General features: G+C 39.8%; 24 protein-coding genes and 1 pseudogene. 19 read left to right on the top strand and 6 right to left on the bottom strand.

Features of this window, described 5'->3' with window-relative positions:
* Window positions 1-54: 54 nt before the first annotated feature.
* Window positions 55-399 (bottom strand): annotated as a pseudogene (locus tag AB6D93_RS22675) (Tn3 family transposase); the annotation flags it as partial.
* On the opposite strand from AB6D93_RS22675, the gene AB6D93_RS22670 reads away from it, so the two are divergent.
* From AB6D93_RS22670 to AB6D93_RS22660, 3 genes are all read left to right on the top strand, one after another.
* A complete protein-coding gene (locus AB6D93_RS22670; protein ID WP_235612608.1) occupies window positions 327-749 on the top strand; it encodes a hypothetical protein in 423 nt (140 codons plus the stop codon). The pseudogene AB6D93_RS22675 and the gene AB6D93_RS22670 sit on opposite strands and share 73 nt — an antisense overlap.
* A gap of 744 nt (window positions 750-1,493) precedes the next feature.
* Window positions 1,494-2,138 (top strand): hypothetical protein, encoded by a 645-nt coding sequence (locus tag AB6D93_RS22665; RefSeq protein ID WP_133154280.1) that lies wholly within the window; start codon window positions 1,494-1,496, stop codon window positions 2,136-2,138.
* A gap of 169 nt (window positions 2,139-2,307) precedes the next feature.
* The gene (locus tag AB6D93_RS22660; protein ID WP_102332459.1) at window positions 2,308-3,075 is read left to right on the top strand and encodes a hypothetical protein; all 768 of its coding nucleotides are present in this window, start codon (window positions 2,308-2,310) and stop codon (window positions 3,073-3,075) included.
* A gap of 233 nt (window positions 3,076-3,308) precedes the next feature.
* Here AB6D93_RS22660 and AB6D93_RS22655 read toward each other — a convergent pair whose 3' ends face one another.
* Both AB6D93_RS22655 and AB6D93_RS22650 read right to left on the bottom strand, forming a co-directional pair.
* Window positions 3,309-3,611 (bottom strand): type II toxin-antitoxin system RelE/ParE family toxin, encoded by a 303-nt coding sequence (locus AB6D93_RS22655; RefSeq protein WP_016799689.1) that lies wholly within the window; start codon window positions 3,609-3,611, stop codon window positions 3,309-3,311.
* Window positions 3,611-3,871 carry a type II toxin-antitoxin system Phd/YefM family antitoxin gene (locus tag AB6D93_RS22650; RefSeq protein ID WP_016799688.1) on the bottom strand — a complete coding sequence of 87 codons (261 nt, stop codon included), beginning with the start codon at window positions 3,869-3,871 and terminating at the stop codon, window positions 3,611-3,613. Before AB6D93_RS22650 ends, AB6D93_RS22655 begins: the two co-directional genes overlap by 1 nt.
* Window positions 3,872-4,086: 215 nt before the next feature.
* On the opposite strand from AB6D93_RS22650, the gene AB6D93_RS22645 reads away from it, so the two are divergent.
* Window positions 4,087-4,656, top strand: coding sequence for a recombinase family protein (locus tag AB6D93_RS22645; RefSeq protein ID WP_102332458.1), 570 nt, complete (start codon window positions 4,087-4,089; stop codon window positions 4,654-4,656).
* 589 nt (window positions 4,657-5,245) lie between these two features.
* Window positions 5,246-5,521, top strand: coding sequence for a hypothetical protein (locus AB6D93_RS22640; protein WP_102332457.1), 276 nt, complete (start codon window positions 5,246-5,248; stop codon window positions 5,519-5,521).
* A 28-nt stretch (window positions 5,522-5,549) separates the two neighbouring features.
* Here AB6D93_RS22640 and AB6D93_RS22635 read toward each other — a convergent pair whose 3' ends face one another.
* Window positions 5,550-6,506: an IS110 family transposase gene (locus AB6D93_RS22635; protein WP_198599886.1), complete on the bottom strand. Its 957-nt coding sequence runs from the start codon at window positions 6,504-6,506 to the stop codon at window positions 5,550-5,552.
* Between the two features lie 348 nt (window positions 6,507-6,854).
* Here AB6D93_RS22635 and AB6D93_RS22630 point away from each other — a divergent pair, with 348 nt between their 5' ends.
* The 4 genes from AB6D93_RS22630 (at window position 6,855) to AB6D93_RS22615 (ending at window position 9,020) form a co-directional block, all read left to right on the top strand.
* Entirely contained in the window at window positions 6,855-7,340 is a 486-nt protein-coding gene (locus AB6D93_RS22630; protein ID WP_170964628.1) for a GNAT family N-acetyltransferase, read from the top strand.
* 135 nt (window positions 7,341-7,475) lie between these two features.
* On the top strand, window positions 7,476-8,120 hold the full coding sequence (locus tag AB6D93_RS22625; RefSeq protein WP_102332454.1) for a DCL family protein: 645 nt from the start codon (window positions 7,476-7,478) through the stop codon (window positions 8,118-8,120).
* A gap of 140 nt (window positions 8,121-8,260) precedes the next feature.
* Window positions 8,261-8,548, top strand: coding sequence for a hypothetical protein (locus AB6D93_RS22620; protein ID WP_102332452.1), 288 nt, complete (start codon window positions 8,261-8,263; stop codon window positions 8,546-8,548).
* On the top strand, window positions 8,541-9,020 hold the full coding sequence (locus AB6D93_RS22615) for a hypothetical protein (protein WP_025793327.1): 480 nt from the start codon (window positions 8,541-8,543) through the stop codon (window positions 9,018-9,020). Before AB6D93_RS22620 ends, AB6D93_RS22615 begins: the two co-directional genes overlap by 8 nt.
* Before the next feature lie 530 nt (window positions 9,021-9,550).
* On the opposite strand, the gene AB6D93_RS22610 is transcribed toward AB6D93_RS22615, so the two are convergent.
* Window positions 9,551-10,042 carry a hypothetical protein gene (locus AB6D93_RS22610; protein ID WP_017098132.1) on the bottom strand — a complete coding sequence of 164 codons (492 nt, stop codon included), beginning with the start codon at window positions 10,040-10,042 and terminating at the stop codon, window positions 9,551-9,553.
* Between the two features lie 304 nt (window positions 10,043-10,346).
* Between AB6D93_RS22610 and AB6D93_RS22605 the strand changes: the two genes are divergently transcribed.
* The 5 genes from AB6D93_RS22605 to AB6D93_RS22585 all read left to right on the top strand — a co-directional run bounded on the left by AB6D93_RS22605 (window position 10,347) and on the right by AB6D93_RS22585 (window position 11,894).
* A complete protein-coding gene (locus AB6D93_RS22605) occupies window positions 10,347-10,583 on the top strand; it encodes a hypothetical protein (RefSeq protein WP_102332451.1) in 237 nt (78 codons plus the stop codon).
* A 116-nt stretch (window positions 10,584-10,699) separates the two neighbouring features.
* Window positions 10,700-10,927, top strand: a complete 228-nt coding sequence (locus AB6D93_RS22600) for a hypothetical protein (protein ID WP_017098129.1) — start codon at window positions 10,700-10,702, stop codon at window positions 10,925-10,927.
* A gap of 5 nt (window positions 10,928-10,932) precedes the next feature.
* The gene (locus AB6D93_RS22595; RefSeq protein ID WP_102332450.1) at window positions 10,933-11,349 is read left to right on the top strand and encodes a hypothetical protein; all 417 of its coding nucleotides are present in this window, start codon (window positions 10,933-10,935) and stop codon (window positions 11,347-11,349) included.
* A 34-nt stretch (window positions 11,350-11,383) separates the two neighbouring features.
* A complete protein-coding gene (locus AB6D93_RS22590) occupies window positions 11,384-11,692 on the top strand; it encodes a hypothetical protein (RefSeq protein ID WP_102332449.1) in 309 nt (102 codons plus the stop codon).
* Window positions 11,685-11,894 carry a hypothetical protein gene (locus AB6D93_RS22585; RefSeq protein ID WP_016787191.1) on the top strand — a complete coding sequence of 70 codons (210 nt, stop codon included), beginning with the start codon at window positions 11,685-11,687 and terminating at the stop codon, window positions 11,892-11,894. The genes AB6D93_RS22590 and AB6D93_RS22585 overlap by 8 nt, the downstream gene beginning before the upstream one ends.
* A 97-nt stretch (window positions 11,895-11,991) precedes the next feature.
* Here the strand turns inward: AB6D93_RS22585 and AB6D93_RS22580 are convergent, their stop codons facing one another.
* Complete coding sequence (locus AB6D93_RS22580) at window positions 11,992-12,573, bottom strand: DUF2913 family protein (RefSeq protein WP_102332448.1); 582 nt, start codon at window positions 12,571-12,573, stop codon at window positions 11,992-11,994.
* A 261-nt stretch (window positions 12,574-12,834) separates the two neighbouring features.
* On the opposite strand from AB6D93_RS22580, the gene AB6D93_RS22575 reads away from it, so the two are divergent.
* The 5 genes from AB6D93_RS22575 to AB6D93_RS22555 all read left to right on the top strand — a co-directional run bounded on the left by AB6D93_RS22575 (window position 12,835) and on the right by AB6D93_RS22555 (window position 16,287).
* On the top strand, window positions 12,835-13,632 hold the full coding sequence (locus tag AB6D93_RS22575; RefSeq protein ID WP_102332447.1) for a ParA family protein: 798 nt from the start codon (window positions 12,835-12,837) through the stop codon (window positions 13,630-13,632).
* On the top strand, window positions 13,629-14,603 hold the full coding sequence (locus AB6D93_RS22570; protein ID WP_102332446.1) for a ParB/RepB/Spo0J family partition protein: 975 nt from the start codon (window positions 13,629-13,631) through the stop codon (window positions 14,601-14,603). Before AB6D93_RS22575 ends, AB6D93_RS22570 begins: the two co-directional genes overlap by 4 nt.
* Complete coding sequence (locus AB6D93_RS22565) at window positions 14,593-14,997, top strand: hypothetical protein (RefSeq protein WP_102332445.1); 405 nt, start codon at window positions 14,593-14,595, stop codon at window positions 14,995-14,997. The genes AB6D93_RS22570 and AB6D93_RS22565 overlap by 11 nt, the downstream gene beginning before the upstream one ends.
* 181 nt (window positions 14,998-15,178) lie before the next feature.
* Window positions 15,179-15,550, top strand: coding sequence for a hypothetical protein (locus AB6D93_RS22560; RefSeq protein WP_102332444.1), 372 nt, complete (start codon window positions 15,179-15,181; stop codon window positions 15,548-15,550).
* A 23-nt stretch (window positions 15,551-15,573) separates the two neighbouring features.
* Window positions 15,574-16,287 (top strand): hypothetical protein, encoded by a 714-nt coding sequence (locus tag AB6D93_RS22555; RefSeq protein ID WP_235612464.1) that lies wholly within the window; start codon window positions 15,574-15,576, stop codon window positions 16,285-16,287.
* The last annotated feature ends 556 nt before the right edge of the window (window positions 16,288-16,843 follow it).

Here is a 16,843-nt window from a genome sequence, read left to right as displayed (position 1 = left end):
GGATCAGATCTCAGGACTCGAAAAAGGTTCAACTGATTTAGGCAACAACGCCTCTCGCAGATGATCCAGTGAAGCCTGCATATATATTGTATTCCAGAGCACGAGAGCATTAGTGACAAGACCTAGGGCACCAAGCTGGTCTTCCTGTCCTTCTCGATACCGTTTTCTGATTTCACCTCGTTGACCATGACAGATGGCACTAGCCACAGCATGACGGCCTTCTCCCCGGTTCAATTGGGTTAAAATCCGACGACGATAATCTTCATCATCAACATAGTTCAATAGGTACAACGTCTTATTAATACGACCTGCTTCAATGATGGCCAGTGCCAGGCTTGAAGGACGCTCACTTTTTAGCAAAGTGCGGATTAGTTCAGAGTAATCAATGCGCGTTCCCAAGCCGAAAGCAGATCGCAGCAAGAATGGGGCGTTGCGTCAATTACGTCACTGAATTAATCAGTAAAGCAAAAAAATCCGGACGACTCATATCAACCGCTCAATTCATTCTGGTTGAAGGCGAGTCGGCACCACGACAAATTGCTAACAAGTACGAGTTTGTCCTTGAGAAGTTTGGGCTGTTCTACAGCAAAGCAAAAGCAATGCTCAACCGTAACCTAAGAAAGAAGAGCAAAGAAAGCAAAGCAACTCAACAAGCAGCTTCTTCTAGAGTTGATCATATCAATCAGCTTCTCGATGAAGCCCAGACTTCTGATATACCAGAATGGGAAGATTACACTCCTCCTGAATAACCCCTTTAAATTTCATTCATACCGTTAGTTTGGTAGGACTCAATACACCTGGAATAAATCCAGTGTGATCTTCTTCTCAAAATACGATTCATCACCATACCCAATAAGTCAAAATTCCTCTGAAATTCCTATCATAATCGCCAAAAACTCATAGTTCTCCTCCCCCCTAAAGATTTTATTACATGGATTCCTAAAGAATTATTGAAAGGGAACCCTACAGATAAACAGGTAAGCAAAACAAGAGAATCAATAGACATAAGAATTAACTAACAAAAGATCAGTCATACCTGATTTGTGTGTGGGGAACTTTCGTGAGGAACGAGCGAATAGTTATCCATCGCCCAAATCCGACAAGCGTAGCGCGTCAGTTCAGTACATATGTTTAACTTGATCGATCTATAAAAGAAGTGGCTTTACAGTGACAGTGCCATAGAAAAAGATTTGCGATATTCCGCTTGCTCACCCTCCGACTGGCTACGCCAGCTACGGGATTGCGCCGAGCGGTGAAAGTACTTAAATAGCTAAACCCGAACTTGCCCCAAAATCGCTCAGAGCTAAAACTCTAAATATTTAGGGGGCGTGCGTTTACCCTACTAAAATTTATTCGATGGAGTTGATAATTGTTCATTCTCGTCATTAGGAGACATCTAACAGTCTAACGTCCCTTCAAGTGGTATAACTTATTGATTATCTGTTGAGTTAATATGAAGAAGACTGCACTATCGAAGGGTGAAAGACGACTATGTGTCGCCTAATAAGCGTTATGTTCAAGGAGAAAAATTGAAACTTCTGGTTAAAGCGATAATTTATGTTTCGGTAACATTTGCTGTTGTAGCTATGGTTTGTGTCTTAGCTGTCTACTTCTATATGTTTAATGGAAACTTATCAGCTAATTCAAGTGATTGGGCTAATTTTGGCTCTTATGTTGGTGGTTTGACCACTCCAGTGCTGTCGTTTTGTGCTCTTGTAGCATTGCTCGCGAGTTTGAGAGTTCAGCAGATCGAGTTCAACTCTCTAAGTGAAAGCCAAGCAATTCAACTTGAAGTTGCTACTCAGTCTCATGAAGCGACGTTGATAAATAATCATAAGCAAACATTATTGCGGTTTCTCGAACAGTTTATAACGTCGCACCAGATTATGATTCAGCAAAATCAGCTGATCATACAGGAGCAAAGACAGAAACAATCACAGAAAAGTCCATTTTATAGCCCTAATCAAGGACAAGATGCGTATTCTAAAATTAATGAGAGTATAGGTTACATTCGTTTGGCTACAACTTTGTCGTTTGAGCTCACTCTCCAAGAGTTTAATTCTGTTGACCTTTTGAATTCATTTTTTGCTTCAAAAGTGACAGAACTGAAATTAGATCTACAAACTACTGAAGAATGAACATAACAAGCATTAAGGCGGATTCTCAACGCTTGGCAATTTCAGTTTGGGTCAGCTTTAGTGCTGAATGTGGCAAGGTTTAAGGTTGGGTGGTCGCGTTGTTCACCACTTAATTGGGTGTTAGCTGTCCGAGTGCCCAATGGTTTGTGTCGTACGGAATAAAATAAAAATGAAACTATACAAATTTACTCCTTCCCTAGATATCGCTGAAAAGATATCCCTAGGTATATTTCGCTTCTATGAGCTAACGAAATACATAAAAATTGAAGATGATGTCGGTCGAGCTGACTCCTCCGAAGGTTCAGTGAGCTTTCTCCCTGAAGAGTATCAACACTTTCCGGAAAAGCTTCCAGTTGGGAGGTTTAAGGGGATTGAGTTTCAGTGTATCAGCGCAGGAAATGATGAAGAATATTTAAAACAATATTTCGTTTTTTGTATGAGTACAAAAAAAGATGAGGCTGCAATCGGTGACTCTAAGTATGCTGTAGGGTTGCATAGAGATAACTTCGATTTTTTTATGCAGTTTTTAAATGAATCCTACGAAAAATTTGAAAGTCCGAATGGGCACCAGTTTTTTAGTCATGGGGAGGTTGAATATTATGATATACACAATCACCCTAAATCGATTATTGGTGAGTTTTGGCGAGAAGTTTACCTTAAACATGCTGAATTCAAATACCAAAGCGAGTACAGAGCTGCTTTTTTCGCATCTGACTTCTTCTTTCATCGCGTACAAGACAGTCCATTCGTCATAGAGAAAAAAATCTATCAAGATGGAAAATCATTGGACTTCAATTTGGAAATATATGTTCAATCCGGTGTGGACGCTGAGGGCTGGCGTTACTTAGAAATGGATATATCAACATTTGCGGCAAATATAAGTCCAGAAAAAAGTGAAATCATTGAAGTATATAGGGAAAAATCGAACAACAGCTAACATAACGAATCCCACCTTTTGCTAGTGCGATTCTACTCATTGCATTGGCACTTCAGAACAACTTTGCCATACCTCTGATTATTCATGGATTGCTAATTTAACAAAAGCACTGGCAAATAATTGTCCAAAAATCAGTTAGCCTAGCTTTTACACAGTCCGGCCTTACTGGTTAATCATTGCAGCAATGATTAAAGGTCTCTATTTGATGAATGACCATTAGGGTGTTAATTATATTAAGATAGTTGTGAAAAGTGCTTGGCCGGAGACATTTGCTTACCAAGAACGGCAGCAATAATTATGTGATCTTGTTTCTGGATATAATAAATCACATGGCGCTTTAAAGGAAAACGGAAGTAGTTTTGGCCCACCTCAGAAACCTCTATGCCGAGCAACTTGTTGTTCGCCAGTAATTCCATTGATTGCTTTAGTTCTGAAAAGTAAGTACTCCATTGTGCTTGCCCCCATCGCTCTAATGTATAGCGACGAATCTCAATCAGATCAGATTGCGCTGAAGAAGAAAGCTTATAGTGCGTCATTAATCAAACTTTCCTTGGTTAAGTGCATTCATGAAATCGTCACCGTCGACTAGTTTATCTGATAGAGCATCGGCTTCTGCTTGTTCGAAGCGTGATTTCACCACCATCAATTTCAGTGCTTCAAGTTGTTCATATTCTTCACAAGACATCATCACCGCAACGGGTGAACCATTCTTATTAATTTGTATAGGTTCACGTTGAACTTTCATCAGTAAGTCGCCAAATTTGGTTTTAGCTGTATTCGCAGTAAGTGATTGCATAATATTCCCCTTTTCGCTCATTATAAACGAATCGAACGATTTAACCAATTTGTATGATTCTTCTATTGGGTTTAATCTCGCGCTGTGTCCATAAAGGTGTAACTTTATGGACATTACTCACAATCATCGAATAACTGTTCAGTTAGTCTTTATAATTTAAAGTGAACATGTACACTTGTGTATCACTATCTTTAAGTTCACTTTTAGGCCATTTTATGAAAATTGGTTATGCTCGTGTTAGCACCCAAGACCAAACGCTCGATGTTCAACTTGAACAACTTAAACGTCTTGGTTGTGAAAAAATTTACCAAGAGCAAGCGAGCGGTAAATCCTCTGATAGAGAACAGCTTAACCTGTTGCTGGATTTTGCAAGGGAGGGAGATGTTATTCATGTTACCAAAGTCGACCGCATTGCTCGAAATACCATCGATGCTTTGCAAATTGCCGATCAACTAGCGCAAAAGAAAGCGGGTTTGGTGTTTCATGACTTGGGGGATTTAGATATCAATAGCGATGTAGGTAGAGTTATTTACACGACCATATCAGCGTTTGCTGAAATGGAAAGAAAACGAATATTACAGCGTTGTAATGAAGGTAGAGAGCGTGCTCGCTCTGAAGGGAGGCATCTTGGACGATTTCCTAATAAGACGCTTCATACGCGTATTCAAGAGCTTGCAGATCAAGGAATGAACAAGCATGCGATCAGTAAAGAGTTAGAGTGCAGTAGGACTACAGTTTATAAGGTTCTAGGAAAAAAATATCTCTCTTTAGAATCGCGAACCTAACTAGATTTGTGACAGAACCAGCTGACGCCGCTTTGCTCTGTCGGCTTCATACTGACTCTACATGCAAGCATATAGCAGCCAGCATGAACCTTTAACCCAATCATCACCTTTAACCCAATCATCTGAAACACGTTTTTGCCCCAAAGTGAGCCAGAAAGGGATTGAACTCAGTTTGAAACCCTGTAACTTGACTTACTTTTCCTCATGCCTAGATCTCCAACAATGTAGCTAAATGTTCTAATCCACAACAGACTAACCTTCAATAACACTCACGCACGAACATATTGTTCAACTATTTCTAAGCTATTGAATAATTGAGAACTAAAGGGAAGTTTTGATTGATAACATGCCTTGAATTGGAAGCAATATGTGCTTGCACGGTTTTCAACTAGAAATTAGATTCAAACTAATTATATGCATAATTTTCAGTTGGTTAGATAGGGTTCTTGAGATATGCTGAATACATAAATTCGTGCTGGCACGATATTAAAATGTTATGTTTCTCATTTAGGTCTATATGATTTTAACGGATTTCGGTTTGTCTATATAATGTGTGTTGCATACTTAATTCCTTCATTTGGAGAATACTATGAGCGACAAATTGTACGAGATATTAGAAGGTTGGGCAGGTGTCGAGACTTGGCATACCCCTCACCCATGTGATCAAGAACGTTTCTATAGGGCAATGCGCAATATTGTAAAAGATCTTGGGGCGAACATAGATATAACGTCGTTTGAAGAAGCCTTGCGTCAACATGTGGAAAATCAATTAGGTGATGCTGAGCTGAATGACTATTGGGAAAAGCACATTTCTGACCATACTCTTCGAGCTGAAACTATCTTAGAGTACGAGCAAACTAGATAAACATAACAAACGACTATGGCGTCAATGATTAATTTTTGGCAGCGTTTTCATCCCACATGGCGCCATCTCTCAGCATAGAGTTAAGAGTCACAACCATCTTTCGAACACACGCGATTATTGCGACTTTCTTAGGCTTTCCGGCAGCTACAAGTCGAGCATAAGTTGCTTTGAATACGGGGTTACATTGCATGGCTGACATCATTGCCATATATAACACTGTGCGTACTTGCGCTCGACCGCCTTGGATCACGCGCTTACCTTTGTAGCGCCCACTTTCGCGTGTTATTGGAGCGACACCAATTAGTGATGCCGCTTGTTTATTTGTGATGTAGCCAAGTTCTGGTACGTTGCTAATTATTGATGCAGCGGCAATGTTTCCTATTCCAGGGACGCTCTGCAATATTGTGTTTTTAGCCTGATATTCAGGGCTATCTTCAATGAGTTTAACGAGCTTTTCTTCTAACTTGGTGATTTGATTTTTTATCGTGGTTAGCATCGGTTTGATAGTCGGATGGAGAGAAGCGGGAAGTATCTGGATTCGGTTCTTTTCCATGGTTTGCATGGATAACAACTGGTTTCGGCGAATGACTAAGTCACTCATTAGGCGTATGTTTTTTGGCTTTATGACAGTAAGAGCTGGTTTGATTGCTTCTCCATAGTGAGCAATCAATTCTGCATCTAAACGATCATTTTTGGCTCTGCGGCCAATAGCACCAGCGAACCGTTTTATGTGGACAGGGTTTGCTCTGACAATAGGTAATTGAGCCTCTGCACATGCAAGAACAAAAGGCATTTCTAATCGGCCTGTTGCTTCAATAACGATTCGTTCAGGACTGTGACTCTTAATCGTTTTGAGTGCTTTTTTGATGCCTTTATCATTGTTCTCTACTGAGAAAAATAGGTCTAGTGGCCTGATGTGGATGTCTAATTGTGTTTTGCCGGTATCAACTCCAACGTTGATGCTTTGATTGATTTTGGTATTCATAATAAGCTAACTCATGCTTGCGTAATGCGGGTTCGAGACCCAGTCGACTATTCGAGGTTTATGCTTGAAGTCCTATGTAGCATTCATGTTTGTTATCGGTCTCTCGATAGAGGAGCCAGCGTTTAAACGAACTACTACATAGAAAGCTTTAGTTGCAGCTAAAGCCTGGGTCTCACATTACCCGATTGGAGTGCTTATTATCCATACAAAGCATTTAAGAGTGATTCCCAACGCATGGCATTTTTCATTCCATCGTTGGGTTTTGTGTTTACGGCGGCATGGTTAAGTTTCGTGGTTGCGTTGCTCACACCTTAATGCGGCGTTAGCCTACCACCAAAATTTTGAGTTATGGAGAACAAAGTGAACGTAAGGAAAGCGTCCAAAGCAGACTCAAGCAAGTTGCTAAAACTAATTGCACAAAAAGCTGAATTTGACCGAAGTATGAAAGGTTTTGACGGCGAGATATCTACGACAGCAGAAAAAATTGAACGTACCTTATTTGGTGAGCATCCATTTGCTCATGCTTTGCTATTGGAACTTGGTGGTGAGGTTCAGGGTTTCGCGCTGTTTCACTATCGTTATTCATCTTTTAGTGGTGAGCCTTCTATTTGGCTTGATGATCTTTTAGTTCTTAGTACACAGCGATCAAATGGATATGGCAGTGAACTTATGCGAGCTTTGAAAGCCGAGGCTGAAAAGTCATCAGTACCCTACATGTCATGGACAGCTAGCCCACATAACATAAGAGGCCATCAGTTCTATAAAAGGCTGGGCGCGGAGGTTGAACGAATGGATGGTCAACGTCCGTATTTCCGCTGGGCAACGGTCGGCTAACAAACTGCTCAACAGGATTAACAAACGTTCGGCAATTTTGGTTTGTTCAGCCTTGGTGTTTACGGTAGTAAATTTTGGCTAAGTGGTTATGTTTGTTAACCTATTAGCAGGGCGTTAGTTTTATAGGAGGCAGTTGTGGCAAAACCGATTTCATTTGGTCAATTTAAATTTGGCACTCGAAAGGCATGCGAAGAGGATGCTCGTCGTCGTATTAATTCATACAGTCCCGGAACAATAATGGCTTTGGATGATAAAGCTTTTTTTGAAGCTTTGTTTACATTGCATAGTGAGTATGATGAAAAGGTTGGTTGTGGCATTAAAGATATTGAAGTTGGGTTAGATTTCCACCGAAATAGATGTCTGTTCATAATCCGAAAAGATGATTCTAGAGTCGTAATTAGCTGGAGACATTGCGTTAAGCCATATACAAAGAAAATGGTTGTTTCTTACGCTTTTCGAAGAGCTGTCAAAAGCACTGTCATGGCATTCAAAAACGAAGCTATTTTGAATGGGGCTGTATGTCCAAAACTAGGTGTTAATCTGACATTCGACAATAGCCATGTTTCTTATGTTTCAATGTCATTTGATGACATGCTGACGGACTTTCTTGCTGAAAATAGTCTTACTTACGAGTCAGTTGAATTAGTTGACCCAGAGTATAGTGATTCCGATCAGCGGGGAAAGCTTGCTAGTCATGTAGTTACAGAAAGTTGGCAGAAATATCATCAATCAAGAGCAGAATTTGAGCTGCTTAGCATTGAGGCTAACTTAAGCAAATAAAACTAACAAACTGTTCAAGAGGGATTCGCAACGCGTGGCATCTTCACTATGCATTGGTTTTAGTGATTAAGGTGGTATGCGGCGGCTTCGGTAATGCGTTGCTCACCCCTTAACAGGGCGTTAGGCATAAGGAGAAAATATTGAATATTCAAGAACTAATTGATAGGGCAAATAGCCTCGAACATCAACTTTATATTAAGTATTCGCTAGTTACTCACCCTCAAATAAGTGACATTCAGAATTGGGTTAAACGTACTGAAGCCCACATGTCTGATGGTGAGTCATTGGAAGCAGCATCTTGTAAAGGTGCTTTGGAGGCTTTTGACGTTGACCCTCGTATTATCCGTAAGTCTCAAACAGATACAATCGAAGCACTATTAGCTATGGCAAAAGCCAAAGTGGATGAAGAGACAAAAAACAATGGATGATACCACTCTAAAGATAATTGTACCGATCATCACATTCATTTTGGGCTTTGCCGCTTCTCGGTTGACTATGTCCAAAAAAGAGCGTTTTGATAAGCAAACAAAGACATTAGAAATTTCAAATCAACTGGACTCTGATATTACTGCCGCATTTCAGGAGTACCAAAAAGCACTGGGTAAATTCATTGATGCCGAGAGGCGAACATTAAGTGAATTTCTTGAAGTAGAAAGCGCTGGTGTGACTTACTTCCAAGCTCTTAATAATGCAGCTTCTGCTGTTTTATCGGGCATTCTTGCACATGAGTCTTTTAAGCATACTCACTTGCCTAAGGTGAGAGATGGGTACTACAGAGCAATTCCTAAACATTATGAAACTCTAAAATACATAGCCGATCAGTGTGGCTTGGAGTATTCAGGAAAGTTTAAAGTAGAGAACTATCAGACAATACATAATGCGTTGGAAAAATATGCCTAACGTTTAAGGTATTCAAAATACTTTTTCTAATCTGAGGGAATGGTATAGAGCAGTACACCTAAAACGTTTGTGTCCAAAAACGTGTTTCAGATGATTGGTTTCAAGAGTGATCACCGAGCGATTCTGTCGTATCTTAATTACCAAACAGCATTGACGCTATAAGAGATGGCCCAAGAAACATACCCCAGCATTCAGCCCTTATAAATAAAGAGCTGGCGACTCACATTGGACTTTTCTCTGAAATGGGCACAAAACCCCAGATACAAATACTGTGAGTATACTAACAATTGCTGATATGGCTTTTTAGATAGGAATATGGGGGGGGATTTGATTTTTTGATAGGTAAAATCTATTGGTAATTGATACGCTATTGCGTAATATTAGGGGTGTCAACACATACTGGAACTCTCTTTGAGGGTGTTGGTGTCGGAAGCGATTCCCCTAGTCAGTGAACAGGATAATCCAAGATAAAGACCAGACCAGATTTTTTATTTGTTAAAAGCACCTTTAGGGTGCTTTTTTCATATCTACTACTTTCTTTTAAGCACCGACTTTCCCTGAAGTCGTTGTGAAAGTATCCAGCTAACACGCTTGGCTTTACCCTTCGGTAGAGTTCCTTTACCCCAGTCGTCCACCTCATAAGCTGAATTGACTCTAAGTTTCAATTCATTGGTAGTGCCATTTGGTTTAGAAATACTAAAGAAGATAGCGTAATCAAATGCTTCCATGTAATGATAGGATTCGCCTTTCTTGGTCATGTAAGGCACAGCATAGTTATCGATAAGCTTATTTTTGATGAGATCCGGAAGTTCTATGCTGCATTGGTATCTCTCATGACACCAGTATCGCCCTTCCTGCCTAAAAAGTATTGGCCCATTTTCTTTCTCATCAGTAAAGCAGTGATTGGCGTAACTAACATGTAGTTTTACTGAGTTACCATCAACCTCGATGTCATGAGAGGTACTTTGTAGATGGGTTAAGTCATAAAAGTCGCCTTCAATAGTGAAACCTTTCCAAGTCATTAACTGTCCTTAACCTTCCTCTTAGCGCTTCGCGTAAGGATTTCTCTAGCCCATTCACTAACCGACTCGTGATCTTGGGCTGCAAGTTTCCACAGCGCTTTATCATTCTCTGTACATCGAATTTCTTGTTTTTTATCAAGAGTTACGTCCTGTTTAGGTCGCCCTCTTTTGCCGTTTTGAATTTTCATGATTTTTATTTTCTGTCATGACGTTATTTAAGTCAAGTCGTTTGCTTTCTATACATCAGTATGTATAGTATTTGTCATGACGTTAAATTGATCTCATATCGTAGGGAATGGAGAACATGATTTTTGAATTTTTTGATTGGAAAGTTAAGACTGGAATAATTATTACCGTTGCTCTTATGTTAAGTAGCGTTATTAGTTTCATTATTACGTGGACATCACCAGTACCAACGGATGCATTGTCAGCCGTAACTAAATATCTAAATTATCGTTGGTTTGCTTTCTTTGTTGTTAGCACATTGTCTATAGGGGCGGCAACAATGAAGTATCACGATAAAACATTAAGACGCTGCTAATAGAGAAAGTATGCGAAAAATAAGAGAATGGAAAATTAGTTCGACCACATTTATTCAATGGTCGCGTGGTACAGTAACAGCCAGCGGCAAGTCTAATTAGCGAGGGATAATTTGTTATGAACAGTGAAATTAATCCGAAGGGATTAACGTGTCTAATTAAGCCTACGGTTATGATTGATGATTACCAGGCCGATGTTTTAATGGTGTCCCTATCGCCAGAGCTCCCACTTTCTTGTTTTTCGTTGAAGCAATGCTTTGACGGAGTGTTATTTAAAAGCGGCTCTAAAGCAGAATGGGTCAGGCAACTCCGCGAAATTGCCGATAGTTTAGAAAGTAAAGGTTAGAGCACTTGGCAAAACTATTTTTTATTTGTGATCAAGTTATTTATAGCGATGACTATTTAGACTTTGGTTTAAACGAAGTAGTTGTACACGATATTTTCGAGGCAAAAAATCGTAAGGAAGCGGAACTGATTTTTTCAAAGATAAAAATTAGGACTCTGCGTTCTGGAACCATACGACATCGGTTAAAGATGGCTGGTTATAACGTTAAATTTGAGTTTCATCCACGATTGGATCACCCTCATCTTTATGCACTTCAAGCCAGTGGTTCGTTACGCACTCAATATCCTAATGTAGTGCATGCCTTGAAAGCTTACTCGGATGAATTGGATGATAAACATTTATTAAGAAATCGCATTGAACAATCGATTGAAAAAATAGAACAATCTAAGATATGGACTCATTACGACATCGTTCCAATGTAGAATTGATTTTGAGATTATTTAACGAGGAAAAATCGTGTCACGTCCATTACTTGATGATGCTGTATTAAAACTGATTGATGCAAAGCTAATGCTCAATGGTCACGTTACCAGTAAAGATATTTACCGTCATTTGGGCTTAGGCCGTCAAAATGTGAGTAAGGTCTTTCAATACTATTTAGCGGCTAATCCAGATTCGATGATCTACGTTCCTGCTAAGAAAAAATATATGGTTACAGATTCCTTCAAACCGTGTTTTCTTGGTGAAGTTAAAGCGGGTGAGTTTGTTGATGCTTTAATCACTGTTTTTGGAACATTTAACGAGAGCGAAAACAAAAATGACTGACAAATTTAAGTATTTCATAATAGTTAGCCAAGATAGTGAAGATGTAGAGCGTTCAGAAGGGACTATTGCGTATTTTGCTAATCCAGTAGGCAAAGGCGATACAGTCTATTGGGATCATGAAAATGGGAGCAGTGGAGGTGTTATAAAAGTTGTAGAGCACCACCCTACTGTATCTATTCTTATTGTTAAAAAAATAGACTAGAGCCCCCCTGCTCTTACTAGATGTGCTTGTTTTCGTGAGCATATTAACTAAGAGCAAAATGTTTATAGAAGTAATCACTCTCCTTAGTAGTGTCCCCTTACCTCTCACGATGCAGTAAAAGGTGAATGACTTCGTCTTTATCTTCACTAACAATTTCAACGCGATAAATCCCTTTGGCTTGCAGTGCTTTAATTAATAATTTCAACCGATGGGTTTTCACTGTCATGGCCAATGGCTTTATTTGATTGCTGTCTTCATCAAATCCTTGCTCTACGCTTTTTTCTTTCATGTAGAGAGTGTCTCGTTCAATCTCTTTTTCTATATCTTCCAGCATCGATGGGAATTGATACTGCTCAAATAACTCCGTTAACATGATATAGAGTTCGTCAGCCTGTGAAAATTTGGCTTGATACTCGAGATTCAGTCGATTGATATCCCATAGCTTTTCTTCAAGGTTACCTGTTCCACTGCGGCCAATACTGAGCATTGTCTTTAGTTCATTTTTACATGTCGAAAACTGAGGGCGCTTTACTTTTGGTTTGATGAACTTTACTAACAGCTCGTTTCTTCTTTTAGTTGTCCAAAATCCGCCTTGCTGACTCATCGTGCAATACAGTCCGAGAAGTGAATTTGTTACAAGTTCATCAAGGGCTTGATAGTGTTTAAGGTTCCGACTCATGAGTTTATTCTATCTAGATAACTGAAGCCTTAGTTTATCAGAAAAGTAGCGTTAACATCTTAGAGAGGCGTATCACGATAATTGGAATTTGATAAAAGATCTCATAAGTTATTCGGTAGTTACCCCCTGAAATTGTGTATAAATTATGACCGATCAATTTTGCATGCAAAATCTTGTTTTTTCTTATTGACTTTTTAATGACTTGTCCGTAGTATTAACCTTGTAATCAGGCGTTAACGCCAGTCTCAAAGGAGTAATACAATGGGTAAAATCGTCGCAATCGGTAATGAAAAAGGTGGAGTCGGTAAAACGACTTCTGTTGTGAATTTAGCTTACTACTTTTCTCATGTGCGCAATAAAAAAGTGTTGGTTGTAGATATGGACCCGCAATGTAATTTGACGGATAAGTATTTTGACCAAGATGATGAGAGTAAAGCGAAACCCGCCTCTATCACTCGAAAAGTCGGTGAGGCGAATGTCATTTCATTCTTCGATGAAGAGTTCTATGGTAAGCCTGTCGAGCTCAATTCTAATCTTCATATCTTTGGTGCTACTTTCAACATCAGCAGTCTTAACAACTGTACAAATGATGAAATTGGCTTCTTTGCTGACAACATCAATAAATTGTCTGAACAATACGACTACGTATTTATCGACACCGCCCCTTCTGTTGGAAACCTGCAATACTCGGCCCTTATCGCGTGTGATGGTTTATTGATTCCTACCACAGCAGAAGAAGACAGTTTTCAAGGTGTATCGAAGATCCTTAAATCTGTAGCGCGTATCAAAAGCACTTATGGTTTGGATGTATCTGTATTAGGTATGTACCTAAACATGGTGAAAAAAGTCCCAACTCAATTGCAAGATTATTTCGCTACCAAGTTGTCTGAGGATTATGGCGACCTGGTATTCAAGACTCAGGTGATCCATACAACTAGAGTTTCAGAAGCCTCAGCGTTCAAGCAAAGCATTATTGAGTATGACGCGAAAAAAGCTGAATACATCAACATCGATGCTTTGATGCAAGAGTTTGAATTGAAAGCGGAGGCGTTGTCATGAGTGGTAAGAAAGACTTTAAATCTTTAATGAGCAATAAGTCTAAATCGTTGCTCGATGAAGAAATCAACGAGGTAAAACCTGGTGAGAGTGTTGTTCTTATCCCTAAAGAGGACATCTATTCATCTGAACAGGTACGCAAATTCTTTGATGAAGAGTACATTTCCGAACTGTCTAAAAACATGGACGATATCGGCCAGATTCAACCCATCGTTGTGACTCACAAAGATATTCGTGGCTACAAAATACAAGTGGGTGAGTGTCGTTGGAGAGCGGCAAACCTGAGTGACAAAATCACTCACGTAGAATGTTTGGTGCGTGACGCGGGAACCGTGTTAGCGCAACTATCAGAAAACCTTCATAGAAACGACCTTACTCCTTTTGAAACGGGCCGCGCTTTAGAGCTGCTAATGGAAGAGCAAGGGATTGTTGAGAACAAAGATCTAGCCAATGTTGTGAGCTTATCTGAGTCTCGTATTAGCGCTTTTCGAAAGGCGGCTCAATGCCCTCCTTATATTGAGCTTGCTTATCACAATGGCATTATCCGTGATGTTGATACGGTCAACTCTCTACGTATTGCAGGAGAACTCAGTGAGGCAGAAACAAAGAAACTTCTTAAATCTCCTGTCTCACGTAAAGAAGCTAAAGAGCTTGTAAAAAACCTAAAGGCTTCTAAGAAAGAGGCTAAATCAAAACAAGCAGATGAAGAACAACCTTCCCCTGAGCATCAAGAAGTAACTAATGAAGAGCCTTTAAATGAAGTCACTCAAACTAAAGTACTAGGAGTTACCCCTACCCCACAAAATAATGGAATAAGAATATCGTTTGAAGGTGAGCAAGGCTTCATTGATCTCAATGGCCAAGCCGAAAGTGGCCAAATAGTTATTGTACTCGATTCTAGTCCAGGGAAATTGACAGTACCAGCCAGAGATATTGTAGTGATTGGGTATCACTCGATAGAACATGTCCACTAATAAAAAAAAGTTGGCTCAAGTAGTGAATACTCATCGAGCCAGCCTAATTAAGTTGTACTCATTACATTTTGAAGGCAGTGCTACTCAAGCCATTGAACAAATAACGACTAGAGCCGTCGATCGGTCCTATGTTGCTCATAGGTCCCCCCCTCCAGGTGAAGTAATAAAATCTTGGGTTATTGAAAGTCGCGCTCCTCAATGGGCTTGTAGAGCTTCCTTTGACTTGTTGATTGAGCTTGATTGGTTGCCAAATACTGATATTGAAAAAGCTATTACAGCTCGCTTTCTTCTCTTGAATGACTACCCAATCAATGAAAGTTGGAAAGTGTTATTAGGCGAGTGGCTAGAACTTGCAAAGCAAGCACAAAATGAGAACTCTGGCGAATACGAATAACTGAACGTTAGTTGCGGCGTTTTTAAATAATGTAGAAGAACAACGTGAGACTGAGAACTTGGCGCGCGTATGCTATTTGAGAAGACTAAATCCAAACTTCTCACAGACCAAGAATCAATGAGCGAAGATTGGTCGCGTCAATGCAGTCAATGACACAAAAAAACAAACAAGAGAATCCGTCATGATTTTTTCATATGAACAAAGAATTAAGCACTTACATGAGCTTTCTCAATTACCTAGACAATCACTTTGTTTTCAGCTTTTAACGATCATGAACCTTTGTTATCACAACTTGGATAATGACAAGGTCGAACGATTGAAATTAGATGATGAAACCTTTTTCTATGAGGCTAATTCACTGAAAGAGCAGCTACTCGATGTGCCGAGTCTTAGTAACTCTCATAAGGTTCTCTATCTCCTACTCGATGCGGGTTTTATTGAGCGACGAGTGTTAGATAAAGATGGCCAAGTCGTTATTGGTGATAGCTACCAAAGAAACACGGCCAAAATATATTGGCGTATATCCGACAAAGGGTTAAGTGTTTTCGGTTGATTAAATATTCTAGGAGTTAAGTTATGAACGAAGAACTATTTAAGTATTGGGATTCAGATAAGGCCAAGAAAAAGCAAACCGCTATCACGCGTTTAAGTAATGGTTTAGCCAAGGAGCTTTTAGGAGACCGAAATACTAAGTCGCTGTTTAGTGATGAAGAAATTGAAGCTATCGAAAAAGCTAGAGAAGCCTTGGATAGTGTCAAACATAAGTTCACTCACCTTAAAGAGAAACGACTTAGAGATGAGCAACAAAGAAAACGAGCTAAAGACGCTAGACAGGCTTTAGCTAAGAAGCTTTCTATTGCATACATTAAAGGCTCAGGCTCGTATCCGCTCACGACTTTTTCTAGAAATCACTTCTACCTATTATGTATGTTGAATGACCTACGAACTGGTTACACGCTTAGTTTCAACGATTTAGATGTTGAGGATTCCAGTGGTGTGGTAACTCCTGATGAAGAGCATTTTCGACGAATGAGAGATTACAATGTTGATACTCTTAAACGAGAGCTAGAAGAACGTGTGATTACTTGGGTTCTCGGTGCCTGGACGTATTCTGGAGAGTTAATAAATGAACCTGAAGCGAGACTAGCTGATCTGACTTCAAAGCTCGATGCGGCTTTTGTAGGTACAGTCGATGAAAGATACAAGGGGCAAATAGAGCGTCTTGAAAAATATAATCGGGCCATTGATGCAAAAGTTAAACGATCTGAATTTAAGATTGTTCAAGATTGATTTGATCGGTATCCCTTCCTTACTTCTTTTAACGTTCTTTTCTATCAAACTCAAAGGGCGTTAAATCGACACTCGATTTTGCATGCAAAATTGCTCATGATTAATTTAGAAAATATGAGAATATTTCTGTTAGGCCTAACTCAAAGCTCATTGGACGCGTGGAGAGTGACTTTCAATTTCGCATTGTGACTTTTGCATGCAAAATTGGACAAGCACGTGTGCTCTACCAAATAATGTTCGTTATGGCATAGGTTAATTATAACAGTTGATTAAGGTCGATGAGTTAGCCTCCACCTAGAACAATTGAGCCTTGCTTTGGGGTTACCCTTCGGGCAAGGCTTTTTGCTTGTATCTTTCATCTATGGCCTAAGAGTGACATCACCCTGGTGAGTCACTGCGTGCCGCCCCAGAATGTGCCTCTCTACAGCCCTAGTTAAAAGGATATCGCTGCAATCCTGAACGCCTCCGCTACTACGTAGCTGCGCTTCGTCGTGCCTCCTAATTGCCTTTCACTGACTTTAATTAAGGTCGAGTAAGGGCTTGTTTTCTTATGTGC

It is taken from the genome of Vibrio sp. 10N.247.310.23, assembly GCF_041467155.1.
Lineage (GTDB): Bacteria > Pseudomonadota > Gammaproteobacteria > Enterobacterales > Vibrionaceae > Vibrio > Vibrio crassostreae_C.
This window is presented reverse-complemented; position numbering and strand designations above follow the sequence as displayed.